Annotated in this window: 13 protein-coding genes; 7 read left to right on the top strand and 6 right to left on the bottom strand. The window is 39.0% G+C overall.

Annotated elements, in window-relative coordinates; translation table 11 throughout:
* The first annotated feature begins 9 nt into the window (after positions 1–9).
* On the top strand, positions 10–798 hold the full coding sequence (locus OZX76_RS05005) for a DeoR/GlpR family DNA-binding transcription regulator (RefSeq protein WP_277178353.1): 789 nt from the start codon (positions 10–12) through the stop codon (positions 796–798).
* A gap of 54 nt (positions 799–852) precedes the next feature.
* Here OZX76_RS05005 and OZX76_RS05000 read toward each other — a convergent pair whose 3' ends face one another.
* A complete protein-coding gene (locus OZX76_RS05000; RefSeq protein ID WP_277178351.1) occupies positions 853–1,044 on the bottom strand; it encodes an LBP_cg2779 family protein in 192 nt (63 codons plus the stop codon).
* 62 nt (positions 1,045–1,106) lie between these two features.
* The gene (gene lepB / locus OZX76_RS04995) at positions 1,107–1,679 is read right to left on the bottom strand and encodes a signal peptidase I (protein WP_277178349.1); all 573 of its coding nucleotides are present in this window, start codon (positions 1,677–1,679) and stop codon (positions 1,107–1,109) included.
* 81 nt (positions 1,680–1,760) lie between these two features.
* Here lepB and OZX76_RS04990 point away from each other — a divergent pair, with 81 nt between their 5' ends.
* From OZX76_RS04990 to OZX76_RS04970, 5 genes are read left to right on the top strand one after another with little or no spacing between them, the layout of a single operon-like run.
* Entirely contained in the window at positions 1,761–2,513 is a 753-nt protein-coding gene (locus tag OZX76_RS04990; RefSeq protein WP_277178347.1) for an SAM-dependent methyltransferase, read from the top strand.
* On the top strand, positions 2,503–3,468 hold the full coding sequence (locus OZX76_RS04985) for a hypothetical protein (protein WP_277178345.1): 966 nt from the start codon (positions 2,503–2,505) through the stop codon (positions 3,466–3,468). The genes OZX76_RS04990 and OZX76_RS04985 overlap by 11 nt, the downstream gene beginning before the upstream one ends.
* Positions 3,461–4,843: an RsmB/NOP family class I SAM-dependent RNA methyltransferase gene (locus tag OZX76_RS04980; RefSeq protein WP_277178343.1), complete on the top strand. Its 1,383-nt coding sequence runs from the start codon at positions 3,461–3,463 to the stop codon at positions 4,841–4,843. The genes OZX76_RS04985 and OZX76_RS04980 overlap by 8 nt, the downstream gene beginning before the upstream one ends.
* A 9-nt stretch (positions 4,844–4,852) precedes the next feature.
* On the top strand, positions 4,853–5,638 hold the full coding sequence (locus OZX76_RS04975; RefSeq protein WP_277178342.1) for an HAD family hydrolase: 786 nt from the start codon (positions 4,853–4,855) through the stop codon (positions 5,636–5,638).
* 25 nt (positions 5,639–5,663) lie between these two features.
* Positions 5,664–6,398, top strand: a complete 735-nt coding sequence (locus OZX76_RS04970; RefSeq protein ID WP_277178340.1) for an NADPH-dependent oxidoreductase — start codon at positions 5,664–5,666, stop codon at positions 6,396–6,398.
* Between the two features lie 818 nt (positions 6,399–7,216).
* Here OZX76_RS04970 and fni read toward each other — a convergent pair.
* Genes fni through mvk form a run of 4 tightly spaced genes read right to left on the bottom strand, consistent with a single transcriptional unit; the run spans position 7,217 to position 11,230 of the window.
* Positions 7,217–8,233: a type 2 isopentenyl-diphosphate Delta-isomerase gene (gene fni / locus OZX76_RS04965; protein ID WP_277178338.1), complete on the bottom strand. Its 1,017-nt coding sequence runs from the start codon at positions 8,231–8,233 to the stop codon at positions 7,217–7,219.
* Between the two features lie 8 nt (positions 8,234–8,241).
* A complete protein-coding gene (locus OZX76_RS04960) occupies positions 8,242–9,324 on the bottom strand; it encodes a phosphomevalonate kinase (RefSeq protein ID WP_277178336.1) in 1,083 nt (360 codons plus the stop codon).
* A gap of 35 nt (positions 9,325–9,359) precedes the next feature.
* Positions 9,360–10,322: a diphosphomevalonate decarboxylase gene (gene mvaD / locus OZX76_RS04955; protein ID WP_277178334.1), complete on the bottom strand. Its 963-nt coding sequence runs from the start codon at positions 10,320–10,322 to the stop codon at positions 9,360–9,362.
* Positions 10,322–11,230: a mevalonate kinase gene (mvk, locus tag OZX76_RS04950; RefSeq protein WP_277178332.1), complete on the bottom strand. Its 909-nt coding sequence runs from the start codon at positions 11,228–11,230 to the stop codon at positions 10,322–10,324. Before mvk ends, mvaD begins: the two co-directional genes overlap by 1 nt.
* Before the next feature lie 75 nt (positions 11,231–11,305).
* Here mvk and OZX76_RS04945 point away from each other — a divergent pair, with 75 nt between their 5' ends.
* On the top strand, positions 11,306–14,782 hold the full coding sequence (locus OZX76_RS04945) for a PD-(D/E)XK nuclease family protein (RefSeq protein ID WP_277178330.1): 3,477 nt from the start codon (positions 11,306–11,308) through the stop codon (positions 14,780–14,782).

Below are 14,782 nucleotides of genomic sequence, written 5' to 3'. Positions count from 1 at the left end.
TGTAGACAATTGAAATTTGAAAGACTAGAAAAAATTGAAGAGCTTTTAAATTTATCTGGTAGTGTTACAGTAAAGCAATTATCCGATGAACTTGGAGTTTCAAAAGAAACAATTCGAAAAGATTTGGATTACTTAGCTTCTAAACGTAAAATTGGAAGAGTCCATGGTGGAGCGTATTCTTTTTTAGCTAATAAATCTGTGCCGTTTAAAGCTAGAAATTCAATGTTAGCTAATATTAAAAATAATATTGCAACAAGTACGGCAAAGCTAATTACTAATCAAGGGAATATCAGTCTTTTCTTTGATTCAGCGAGTACCTCTCTGCGCGTCTTAAAAGTTTTAAGTGCAACTGGAAGAAAGTTTACAGGTATTACTAATTCCGTTGAATGTTTAAATTATGCTTTGACAAAGCCGACATTAGATTTTTATACAGAAGGGGGAAAGTTAAATAAGGATAATTTAAGTTTTGAAGCTCAGAATGTAAATGATTATGCAAAATATAGTGCTGATTACGCAATTCTTAGCCCAACTGGAATAGATATTAAATGCGGTATTACAGATAAAGATCCGATTGTAGCAAAAACAATGCAAGTATTTATGCAAAGAGCAAAAAAGGTATATTTGGTTGCAGATCATACTAAAATCGATTCAGTTAATACTTTTACAGTCGGCAATTTAGATCAAATCGATGGAATAATTACTGATAAAGTTAGCAACCTCCAAAATTGGAGTATAACTGCTAAAAAGAATGATTTTCTATTAAAAGAAACTAATAGTGATAAGCAAAAAACTAACTAAACAACAAAAGACCTTCAATAAACTTGAAGGTCTTTTTAAGTAAGTTAATTAGTTTTAACGGCTAGCTGCCATGTAATCATAAAGCTGATTAATTTCTTCAGGAGTGAATTCACCCTCGCCGGTTTTCATTGCATGAATTTTTTCAACTGATAGGTGGCTGGCAAAGGCTAAATCAGTATCTGTGACGTGATGTCTTACTTGATAATCAATAATTGCATCGGATAACTCTTCTATTTGATGATTCATAATTATTCTCCTTTACAATTTTATTTTAACGAAAAATTGCTTAAATTCAAAGAGAAAGAATATTAAAATCCCTGAATTTTGTTGAAGGGCCAGTAACGTAAGACAACTTTACCAACCAAGGCACTACGTTTAACAGGACCAAAGATATGTGAGTCTTTGGAGATATCACGGTGATCACCCATTACCCAATAGTAACCTTTTGGCACCTTGTAGGTAAAATTGGTTGTGTATGTTTGTCCAGCCGCATTATCAGCTTGTTTTAAGCTGTTATCCAAGTATGGTTCCTTGAATAATTTGCCATTAATGTACATTTTGTCATTTTTAGAAACCAACTTATCACCAGGTAAGCCGATAATCCGCTTGATGTAAAGTGCACCGGGAACATCATTAGCTGCCTTAGGTGCCAATAAAACGACAACATCATTACGTTTAGGTTTAAAGTGCCGAACTGAAATTAAGCGGTCGTTATTTTCAAAAGTTGGCTGCATTGAGGGTCCTGATACGCTATCATTTGAAAGAGCATAGGTAAAGACGAGCCAAAAGATGCCTAAGATAACGACCATCATCACCACAACGTCAAGGATAAATTTTCCTAAACTTTCTTCTTCGTTTTGTTTATTTGCTTTTTTTGCCATAAAACTTCTCCTTTATTTGTTATCTTTTATTATAACTGAAATCTGTCCGTTTGAATGGTAAAATCAGTATAGGGATTAAATATGACGAATTTTTTAGATAAAGTTAACCAATTAAATGGTGAAATTAAACATCCAGTAGTTAACAAGCAGGTTGTAGAAGTTAACCAAATTATTAACCAGCTGGATCAACAACAAATTTTAACATCGGCTCCAGCAAAATTAGGCTTGTTACCAGATGAAGTAGAAGAAATTTTAGAGCAAGTTGGACAAGAACAAGCTGCGAAAATTAAGGTATTAAATCAATTGCTTAACAGCATGCGACAATACTTATCAATTAGGTATGGCATCTGGTCTTTACCCAATTTGACAACGGCGCGGCTGATTAAAGAGCAATTGCACGTAAACTCTGCATTAGAAATCATGGCTGGCAACGCATACTGGTCAAGGGCACTGGACACGGCACAAATTGGGACAATCGCAACCGATTCTTTAGAATGGGCTAAGACTTCCGCCACTGGCAGTCAGCCGGCAGTTAATGTCGTAGATTTAGATGCAGTTCAAGCAATTAAGCGATTTGTACAAGTTGATTTAATTATTTGCTCATGGGCACCCAACTTTACCAAGACTGATTTATTGGCAGTTGCCGCATGGAAAAAGTATAATCCTAAGAGTCGTCTGCTATTTATTGGCGAAAAAAATGGGGCAACGAATTCGCCTGCCTTTTGGCAAACGATAAAATTGCATCATTCGGCACAACTGCGGCGAATTAACCAGTCGTTTCGCAGTTATGATTTTATTAATGAACAAATATTTGAGATAGAACATGAAATTTAAAAAATTAGGCTTAATTATTGTTTTTTTCTTAGCGCTTTTAGGAATCGGCAGCATGTTGTCTAACGTTCAGTCGCGCGAAGCCGACCAGCTGCTAGAAGCCTATGGCTTGAGTAACAACACGCGCTATATTGAGATTAACACCCAGCAAAAGGTTAATACCTTTTTGCGATATTTAACCCAAAATTATTCCAAGAATAAGATTCAAATTCATCTTGAACGGCAGGGGACAACTCATCAGACACTTATTTGGGCTAATCATACGATTATTAGCCTACCAACAGAATCTGGTCGCTATTTTTCAGCTGATGATTTTAAAGGGCAAGTTTCCTTTGCAGTTTTGGGACTAAATGCTAAAGTTAAGACGTTAAAAACGCAGGGCAATCAATACGTTGTCTTGCACCATGAGTATTATTCAGTAATCGGAACTCTGAAGCACTACCGACAAATGAAGCAAGATGGCTATTATTTGTCAACTGGGCCTAAACAGCCAACAGGTGAATTTAAACTGAAAAATTACCAAATTATTATGGATGCTTCAGACAAGGTTATTCGTAAAATTGCGGCGCATTATGGCAGCAGGGTAAAGACACCCTTATTTGTTAAGAAACACCAGATTCATCGTTTTTCAGTTATTCGGGAGATTTTACTGATGATTATCTTTGGTTTAATTGCGATCATTTGTAACATGCTGCTCGCCTTAATTGATTGGCAAACGGTTAGACGAACTAGCTTGACTGGTAATTTGTTACGCAATTGGTTTATCAATCGTGGTATCAGGCTAATTTTAACTGAATTATTGGTTACAGTGGGTGCCTATCTCTTCTTATGCTGGCGTGCATTTTATTCTAAGCCTGACCATTTAATGTGGCTGTTAGCTCTTAGCTGGTTCCTCATTATTTGGGGCTATATTTTCGGCATTTTTTATTTATCACGAAAGGGGAGCCATCGTGCTTAACTTGCCCGCAGAATTTACAAATAAATATCAAAAATTACTTGGTCAGGAGCAGGCAGCTATTATGTTTAAGGCAATGGCTGAGCCGAGTAAAAAAGCCTTTCGCCTTAATCCGCTGAAGTTTACACAGCAAGTTTCCTATAATTGTGGACAGCCCGTCCCAGAGATTAATGCAGCTTATTATGGTCAAGTTGTAGGTAATGATCCCGAATGGGTTAGCGGCACGGTTTATTCGCAGGACCCATCGGCGATGTTTCCGGCAACTTTAATGAAAGTAAATCCTGGCGACAAGGTTCTTGATCTCTGTGCATCTCCGGGTGGTAAAAGTACAGCCTTAGGTGAGCAACTCGCTGGTTCTGGACTATTAGTGGCTAACGAAATTTCAGCCACGCGGGCCAAGATTTTACGAGAAAATATTGAGCGTTGGGGAATTACAAATTGTTTAATTACCAGTGAGGATCCGGCAAATTTAGTACCGCAATTTCCGCAATTCTTTGATAAAATTTTGGTTGATGCACCATGCAGCGGCGAGGGGATGTTCCGCAAGAATCCAGACGCAGTTAATTATTGGTCACAAGATTATGTCCTAGTTTGTCAAAAGCGCCAACAAGAAATCCTAACTCAGGCTGTCAAAATGCTTAAACCCGGTGGAGAATTGGTGTATTCAACTTGTACCTACGCCCCAGAAGAAGATGAACAGATTGTTAGTTGGCTAATTAATGAATTTGGTTTTTTTGTGGTAGCGTCAGATTTAGATTCTGCTAAAGTTAGTCACGGCCGTCCTGAATGGGCTGATAATAATTCCGCTTTAAAAGAGACTTTGCGCTTTTGGCCGCAAGACGACTTAGGCGAAGGGCAATTTGCGGCGAAGTTAAAATTGCCTGACAATAGTGAGCAATCACAGACTAAGGAAAAGAAATATAAAAAAACTCGCTCTAAGTTGCTGTTAACTAAGGAGCAGACCGAATTAGTAGCTGCGGTTTTAGATAAATTCAATTTACCGCAGCCCTTAGCCAATTGGCGTCCAGAAATTCGCGTGAGTCATGACCACGTTTTTCTTCCCGCAATTAAAGCTAACTTGCATTTAAAGGTAATTAACAACGGTCTAGAATTAGGTGTCTTAAAGAAAAACCGCTTTGAACCGGGGCATCAACTAGCAATGGCATTAAGCCAAGTTCAACAGGAACGAGTAGTCGAATTAAATCGTGACGATTACGCCGCTTATTTACATGGTGAAACGGTCCGGGTAAAGACTGACTTACGTGGTTTTGTCTTAGTCAGTGCTCGCCAGCTAATTTTTAGTTTTGGCAAAGTTACCGGCAACGGGATACTCAAAAACTTCTATCCGAAAGGTTTAAGAACTCTCAAGAAAGGTTAATTAGGTAAAATGATTAAGTTAATTGCAACAGATATGGATGGTACTTGGCTGACCGATGCTAAGACCTATGATGTTGACCTGTTTTTGCGTGAATTTAAAATTATGCAGGAGCGTGACATTAAATTCGTCGTTTCTAGTGGTAATCAGTACGAAAACCTGATAACGAGATTTCCAGAAGTCGCCGATCAGATTTACTTTGTTGCTGAAAATGGCGCATTAGTTGCCAAAGGTAAGCAGGTAATTCATACCGATAGCCTTTCTGACAATGATTTAGCCACAATCGTTCAAATTACACGGCAATATGACGAAAAGGCAATTGCTTCCGGATTACTAAGTGCCTATGTGCTGGATAGTACTAGTCCAGAATACATTGAGGAATTGCGCAAGTATTACTACAAAATTACGCCAGTGGCCGATTTTGCAAACTTAGATGATCAGATATTTAAGGTAACTTTCGACGTTGCTGAAGCTAAAATGCCGCAAATGCTGGCTGAATTAAAACGCAATTATCCTAATTTAGGATTTGTTTCTGGTTCTGCAGGATCAATTGACATGTCAACTAAAGGGATGAACAAAGCTGTCGGCTTGCAGTATTTGAGCAAGAAGCTCGGAATTAATTTCCGCGAAATGGTTGCCTTTGGCGACAGTGGCAATGATGTCGGGATGCTTAAGTATGTTGGCCGCAGCTATGCGACTGGCACGGCACTGCCAAGTGCTAAGAATGCGGCAGACCGAATTATTGGTTCCAGTAATGATAGTGCAGTCCAAAAGGAAATATGGCGCTTATTAAATTAAAAAACTAGAAAAGGAATTAAAAATAGTGAATGATTTTATCCAAAAAATGACACAACACGTTTCCGTACGAGATTTTGTCGATGAGCCGCTACCAATTGCGACTAAAGAAGAGCTGCTAATAGCTGCTAATAGCGCTTCATCGTCAAACTTTGTTCAAGCATTCTCAATTATTGAAATTACTGATACTCAGAAGCGCCAGCAATTAGGTGAAATCGCCAATTGTCCAGAATACGTCGTTCACAGTGGTGCCTTTTATGTTTTTGTCGCAGATTTATATCGGCAAAAATGTCTCTTAGAACAAGCAAATCAGTCATTAGTCGGCATTAAAAACATGGAGGCACTGTTAGTCAGTGTCATTGATGCCACTATTGCAGCTCAAAGTATGGCCATTGCTGCTGAGGAACTTGACTTGGGCATTTGTTATATTGGCGGCATTCGTAACGACTTGAAACAAGTTAGTGAAATTTTGACATTGCCAGAGTTTACCGTACCAGTTTTTGGCATGACAATTGGTGTTCCAACCAAGAAGAATGGACCTAAGCCCCGAATGGCATTAGACCAAAAGGTCGCACAAAATAGCTATGACATAGCTAAGTTCACTGATTTAACAGCTTATCAGCAACTGACCGCTGTATATTATGCCAGTCGTAACAGTAACCAGCAACAGACTGACTGGCTACAAAAGAATATTGACTTCTTTAGCGAGGCAAGAAGGCCGGATGTGGGGGCTTTTCTGCAAAAGCAGGGGTTTGTATTGTAGTAGAAGAATAAAACTTGTTATATTTGGTGTCATAATTTAAATTATGTAAAGTCAATTTTTCAAAGGACTAGTTTCCGATATTTTATCGGGAGCTGGCTGCGGGATGGGTATTACCAATGCTGTTGTCTTTGGTAGGATAGCTGGTACACAAGCTGCTGAAAATGCCAGTGAAGACGCTACTTCGGGAGCTTCAAAGAATTAATAATTAAAAAAGAGTTAATTATTATTTTTAGTATAACGGCTCTTTTGTCGTAATTGAATCTTAAATATAAAAATGCTACAATATGGCTGTAAAGAAAAAGAAGTCCTGTTAGTTCCAGGACTTCTCAACATGAGTTTCCGCATTAAAAGCGGTGACTTCTAATTATTACAGTAATAACCGTTAGTCGTCTTAAACTAGAGCGGTTATTATTTTACCTTAAATTTCTTCCAGGCAGCTTTTAATTCACTCAAAGCGTTAATTAACTTAGCAATTTCAGTAATCAACAAATTTAATTGTCTAACTATTGTTACCAATACCAATCACTGCAATGTTTGAACCAAAAGCAATAACAGTATCCATGTGGATACCTGACTAATCCTTTCTGTCGAATTTTACGAGTTATAGTTGTTACACCATAAGCAATCACATCTTCAGTCTAGAGATTAGTCACCGTTATCTAGCTTCGTGCTCATGTTCAGTATTAAGTATAGCAAAAATATTAAGGAAGCATTGGCTATTTTTGATAAAAAATTAAAAATGGTGTAACTTCTAAAAAAAGACTATGAGTTTTAATCATAGTCCTTTTTAATTGTCATAATTAAAATTATGTAAAATTTTAACTTAACTGCGTGATTAGGTCATGCAAGGGAAAGTCAAAATATTGCTTAATACTTGCTAAGTTAGTCAAATCCTTTTGACCAAAGATGGCTAATAAACCAGCTAATTCATGCTGCCAATTTTGAATTGTCCGCAATAAATATTCGGGTGTATTTTGCTCCATTGTTTGCAAGAAGACGTTAGAAATACCAACATATTGACCACCCAAGCATAAGCCCTTGAAGACATCCAGAGGATTGCGAACACCACCAGAAACAATTAGGTTAACTTGTTCTTTTTGAGCCATCATTGCTGCAATAACTGTTGGTAAGCCCAAAGTCTCAAGGTAAGAAAGGTCACTTTGGTTACGTGCGTTTTCAATTTGAGCAAAATTCGTGCCGCCACTACCAGCAACATCGAACCATTTAAAGCCTTCATTTTTAAGTAGCTGAATGGTTGCGCGGTCAAGACCAAAACCAACTTCCTTAATGATCATTGGAACAGTGATTTCTTGCCGTAAACTTCTAAGATTATCTAGCCAATGAAAATCACGTTCACCTTCAGGCATCGCAATTTCTTGAACTGTATTTAGGTGTACCTGCAAGGCATCAGCTTGTAATTCGCTGACAATTTTTTTTGCGTCCTTTGGCGCTGTTTTTGCATTAATATTGGCGATAATAATTCCATTCGGATTAGCCTCGCGAGCCACTAAAAAGCTATCTAGCTGTGCATGTTCTTTAACTAGAATGCTGGCTGAACCAAGAGCTAAAGCAATCTTAGTTTGGCTAGCAATTTTGCCCAGCTCTTTGTTAATCAATAGTGACTTAGCTGAGCCACCAGTCATCGCGTTAATGAAGAAGGGGGCACTAACCGTTTTACCAAATATTGTTGTTTTAATTGTATCTAAATCAACTCGGGTTTCTGGCAGTGCTGGCCGTAATAAATGCATTTGGTCAAAGCTGTTGGCTTTTTCAGGTTCAAAAAAAGTTTGGGCTAAAGTTAAATGTTCTTCTTTACGTTTAGATCTGATTGACATTTTTTCTCCTATTGGGCAAATTTAACCTGATGAACGTGGAAGTTAAGGGGCTGAATGCCATTTTCTTGCCACTGACTTTCCAATGCAGCCACATCAGTTGTTCCATCTGCAATTACAATGCCGCAGTCGCCGTTGCCAGCGCCAGAAGTCTTAGCTGCACCGCCGAAGTCTTCGGCAATGTTAATTAACTTGGAAAGTCGCGGAATTTCAATTGCAATTTGATTAATTTGAGCAAAATGCTGCAGCAGGCAGCGATTAACGCGGATTTGCGTTTTAATCAAGGCAATGTTGTTTTGTTCAAAACCAGTAATCATCTTTAGTACACATTCGCGTGATGCCTGCAAAAATTCGCGATATTCACCATTTAGGGCCGCACGATTGGCGCTAGTTTCATCAACCAGTCGTGATGTTGAAGCTGGTTTGTGGCTCCAGCCAATCATCAGACGCATCCCTTCCGGTGGCGTCAATAATTGGATTTTCAACCCCGGCCATGCTTCATTTACAATGCTTGATAAAGTTTTGCTAGCCAGTTCATTAGTCAGCCATGCCTTATCAAAGGTTTGGTAGGCTAGCCAGCCGCCATAAACGCTGGCAGCAATATCACCAGCAGAGCCATTACCCTGAACAGAATAATGCGAAATTGCGGATAATTTGTAAACTAATTCATTGCTAAAAGGCACATTATAAAAGCGCAGAATTGCTTTAACCGTTGCTACGGTAACCGCCGCACTGGAACCTAGACCATATTTCTTACCATCAGCTGAATCTAAGTCAGAATTAACGTGCAGGTCGTAAACCTTCATGTTAATATTCTGTTCAATACAGTAACGTTCCGTATAAGAAATTGCGGCTAAAATATATTCAAACGGATTATCACGGTTATCAATTACCATTTTGGCGCCTTTACGCACCCAATGAATTGAGTCCTGTGAATACTGCTTGGAGTGGATTAGGCCCGTTGTTGACTTGCTTTTAGTAATTGAAACCCGAATAAACTGGTTAACTGCAACTAAGACTGCAGGACAATCTTGTTCTAAAACAGCGTATTCACCAGCAATATATAATTTTCCGGGTGCTTGTTCTGTGATCAATTAATTTAATCTCCTAATCAATTAAATTACGCTAATTAGTCCAGGCATGAGATACCTGGACCAAAACTTGCATTTACTATCTTAGCATTCTTGAACACAGACACAAATGAATTGGTCACATCTTTTACATTTCTTAACTGGCAGAGAACCTTAACATTGGGACCGGCATCGATTGTGTAGTAACATTCAATCCCGCGCGCGCGCAATTGGGTAACTAACCTAATAGCCTTAATAGTATCCGGCTCAAAATAAGTAAAGCCAGGCCGCGCCGTTAAATTAATTGCGTGCATCTCGCTGGCATTAAGTTCGGCTAGTTGTCCTAGGCGAGTAAAATCATTTTCTTGAATGGCAGAAGTTATTTGTGCCATTTCTTGCTCATTACGCGCCAGCCACGGCTTAAAAAAGGGCGAAGATTGTGCTTGCTTCATCCCACCAGTTGATGACAATTCTTTAGGTTGCTGATTTAATTCAATTGCTAAAAGGTGTAAGTCCATTTGTGGATTTTCATTTAAAGCATAAGCATAAGAGGTCGCATCATCCACGCCTTTTTGCCAAATAGCAAAACCGCCATAGATTGACCGGCTGGCAGAACCTGAGCCTAGCCTAGCTAGGCGCGACAATTGCCGCCGGTTAACGTCTAACTTGTAATATACGCAAAAAGCCCCCGCCAACGCCGCAAAAGCAGAGCTGGATGAGGCTAATCCTGCAGCTGTTGGTACGTGATTAATCGAATAAACGGACAATGAACCAGTCACGTTAAAATGCTGTTGTAATTTTTCAAGATAAGTAAAAACACGCTGGGCACTTTTACCAGTTTGTTCAATATTATTAAGGAAAAAATGATTTCCCGTTGTGCTAGCTGTAATTTTAGTATCCGTATAAAACTGATCCAAAGTCATTGACAGACTCGACATTAACGGCAGCCGCAACTGGTTGTTTGCCTTACCCCAATATTTAATCAACGCAATGTTTGTATGTGCTCGAACTGTTTTAGCCATTAAATTTCCTCAATCCATGAACCCGTGATTAACGTTTGACTGCTGGCCGCAATTTTGTTCGCCGTTTTCCAGTTAGGGCACAGGGCAATCACAATGCCGCCCAGACCGCTGCCAGATAATTTAAAGCCCAAAGCACCGTCAGCCAAGGCAAGTTTCTGTAGCTGGTTAATTTTAGCGGTGGCTAACCCAAATGCCTGCAGAATTGCTTGCGCCTGATTAAAAATATGACCAACTTGAATTTGATCCTGGTTAAGCCATGCTGCTTTAGTTGCAGTAGCTAATTGCCCTAGTTGAGCAATCATTTGCTTTTTAGCGGGATCGGCAATCATTTGAATATGAACTTGGTTAACCGCTTCTTTTGTGCTGCCAAGTTCTCCTGTATCCATGATCAGCAAGGTAGCTCCCAGTTTGGCGTTGAGCGTTTTAGGTCCTATTTTCTGGTTAAAAAAGACTAAATTAGCAGAATTGACAGTTGCCGCATCAAGACCGGAGGCCTTACCGTGATTAATCATTTCGGCACGGTTAGTAATCGTCATGATTTCCTTTTCTGTCAGGTTTAATGCAAAATACTCGTTCATTGCCTTAGTTGTGGCCAGAGCAACGGTGGCACTGGAGCCGAAACCACGTTCCGTTGGAATTTCACCAGTATAAGTAATTTTAAGTGGCGCACTACTATCTGCCTTAGCCAGCATCGTCTTGACCACATATTTTAAGCCGTCATATTCATCGGGTGCAGTAAAAAAGGGCCCGTGATAGCGAGCAGTATCCATCCACATTGTTGAACTCGGTTCAACACTAGCTTTAATCTGCAAGGACATAATCGGCATGGCGAGAGCATCATAACCGTAAACAACTGCGTGCTCACCAATCAGGATAACTTTGCCATGTGCTAAATAACTACATTTCATTTTATTTAAGATCCTTAATGTTAGTAAAAAATTGCGGCTCCTATGCTAAAATATTAGCTAAGGAGAAGTGAACAAATGATCAAGATTCTAGTCGGTCGCCAAACAGATCCCTTGCAAGAAAAAATTCTGCAACTAGCAATTGAAAATTATCAAACCCAGCCAGAACATGAAACTTTTATCATTGTACCTAATCATATTAAGTTTACCACAGAAATTAGGGCAATAAATAAGCTTGCGCTGAGTCAAAAGCAAGTTGAACAATCAGTAAAAAATCTGCAGGTTTTATCATTTTCGCGACTAGCATGGTACTTTTTAAAAGACGCTGAAGAAGGACTACCAACGCAATTAGATAATGCGGCTGCGGCCATGCTGCTAGCAAAAATTATTGAAAAGCAGCGTGACCAGCTGCATTTATTTAAGAACGTCAGCGTTAATTCTGGCTTAGTGAAGCAGCTTTATGACACCATTTTGCAGGTGCGGGCGGGTAATTTAGACCTCGATAAACTTGATGACAGTAATTTAGACTTAGAAACGAAAAATAAAATTGCGGACTTGCGCGTTATTTATGATGCCTTTATCACTGAAATTACAGATAAATTTTCAACCAAAAATGAAGTGCAGCTGCAGTTAAACGAATTATTAGCCAGTAAAAAAGACTTGGACAAGACGGATTTTTATTTCAGCGATTTTTCACACTTTTCGCTACAAGAAAGTCTGACCATTAAATTGCTCATGATGCACGCTGGTAATGTTACCTTGGCCTTTAAGACAAAACTAGGACAAATTGATTCTAATGCCGAGGCTGGTGATTACGATTATGTTATTCAAAAAACAATTGGTCAGTTAACGCATTATCTGGATGATCATCACTTAAATTATCAAGTTATTAAGACACCAATCGCACCTAAGCAATCAAACCGTGAGTTACTAAATGAATTTTGGACGGGAACAATTGCCGCACCTGAGAATCTAAATCAAGTACAATTGGTGCGCGCCGATTCGCGTTACGCTGAAGCATACTTTGTCGCCCGCACAATTTATCAGCAAGTAGCTCTGAGTAACTATCGTTACCGTGACTTTTTAGTATTAGCACCCAATTTACACGAATATGAAACATATTTAACGCCAATTTTGCGCCAAAATCAGATTCCATTTTTTAATGACCTGCAACAAGAGATGAAATATCATCCCTTGGTAGTTTTGATTGAAAATATTGCCCAGTTGCTTACTAGACCCCTGCAAACCAGCAATTTGCTGGCGATTTTAAAAACGCGGCTGTTAATTCCAGATTGGTATCAAGAAGAAGCTGCCTATATTCATGATGTTGATGAACTTGAAAACTTTGTTTTAGCACACGGAATTAACCATAATTTGTGGCGCCGTGATTTTACTAATTATGTGGCTGCAGAAGTCATCAGATTAGATAAAATTCCTAATGAAGTTGCTAACATTAGCAAACTCAAGGATTATTTTGTCAAGCGAATTTCCAACTTACTTGCTGAAATGAAAAAAGAAACTGACAGTCAACGTGCCGTTACCATTTTCTTTAACTTTCTAACCCAAAACGGGATTCCTAAGCGCTTGGAAAAATGGCGCGAAGATTCTCAGGAACAAGGCGAATTACAACAGGCACAGCAGCCCGAACAAGTTTGGGATTTATTAATTAATTTACTTCACGATTATCTATTGATTAATCCTGACAAATTCGAGATTGACAGCTTTTTTTACGTATTAACTAATGGCTTCAAAGAAGCAACGTTTTCGCAAATTCCGTCGACTCTTGATGCGGTTAACTTGTCTGAAATGGGGATGATTCAGACCAGCGGCTACAAGCAAGTCTTCATTATTGGGGCAACCAGTAATAATCTGCCAGCAATCCAAAATACCCCGGGCTTTTTAAGTACGGAAAACTTGGACAAGTTGAGTCAAGTGTTTGACGAGGATTCTTACTTAGAAGACCGCCAGCAGTTGAGTAACTTAGACCAGAATTACCAGTTCGGCGTCTCACTTGCACTGGCCCAAGATAAGGTTTATCTTTCTTACCCTGTTTTAAACGCTGCTAATGAGGAACTTGAGCCCTCAATTTATTATGAACGATTGAAAAATGCAGGCGCGCCCGAATTTAGTCAGCACAATTTGCCAAATAAATTGCAGGATTTGCTGTCATTTTTAACTAATCCTGAAGCCAGCCTCGGTTATTTAACTTATTTGAATCAAAATAAGCCACAGCCTCAAGTTCAGCAATTATTAGGCTTAACGCAAAAGCATTTACCACAAAAAACGGCAATGGTTCTTGAAGCCAGCCAGTTTGATAATCGACCTGAAGATATTGGCCCAGAATTAGCCCAAAAGTTATACGGTGAGAACCTCAATTCTTCGGTTTCGCAGTTAGAAACTTTTTATGAAAATTCTTACGAATATTTCTTAAATTATGGTTTGCGGTTAAGAAAACGGTTTGAAAATGAGCTTGATGTGATCCAAGCTGGTAATTACTTTCATGAGACCTTTGACCGTTTAGTTAAGGAATTAAACCAGCAAAAGCTGGACTTAGCAAAAATCGACCAGGCAACCTTGCAGAGACTGCTCGAATTGGCGCGGGCAAAAATGCAGGATGAGACTAAATACCAACAGTTAATGGATGATCCGTTTAACAAGTATCTATTTAGGTGCTTAGACCAAACAACAACTAAAGTCGCCAATAATTGGCACCATTCTTTGCAAAAAACGCCACTGCGAGCTAAATATTCAGAATTAAGTTTTGGCCTAGGCGAAAAAGTCAAAGGTCTGAACTTTGCGATTCCTAATTTAGCAGGTGAGCATTACGTTAACTTACGCGGCAAAATGGATCGGGTAGATCTTGCGCAAATTTCTGACCAGCGGGAGTTTTTGGCGCAAGTAATTGACTATAAGTCATCGGCAAAAAAGTTCAATCTTGGCTTATTTTATAACGGCATATCTTTGCAGATGGTATCTTATCTTGACGTGTTAGCGCAAAATCAGGACTTCTTTGTTGGTAACCATCCGTTGTCCTTATTAGGGGCTTTTTATCAAACAGTTACCAGACAAATTGAGCGCCTGAATGGTAAAGACCTGATTGGCACTGATTTAATGCTGAAGCAGCCATCCCTAGATGGTAAAACGCGGCTGAAGTATACGGGACTGATTAATAATGATCCGGATTTATTATTGAAGGCTGAGCCACTACTTGAAGAAAAGGGCCAAGCCTCAGAACTTTATACTGGTGTTAAGGCTAAGGCAAAAGGTGGCTTTAGCTTTAGTAATAAGAATGATTTTACTGAAGATGAAATTGACTTGTTATTAAAGTATGACGAGAACTTAATTAAGGCTGCTTCCAGTCAAATTCTGTCGGGCCAAGTTAAGCTCAATCCATATCAGTATGGCAAGGGCAAAAGTGCCTTGACCTATTCCGATTATCGCGACGTCTTCTTTTTTGACGCCATGCTTAAAGAAAATAAATACCACCAGATTAGTAGTTTAAGTAAAAAAGAACTGCTTAATAAAATCAAAGAAAAATTAGGAGAGAGTGACTAA

It is taken from the genome of Lactobacillus sp. ESL0677, assembly GCF_029392875.1.
Taxonomy (GTDB): Bacteria; Bacillota; Bacilli; order Lactobacillales; family Lactobacillaceae; genus Lactobacillus.
This window is presented reverse-complemented; position numbering and strand designations above follow the sequence as displayed.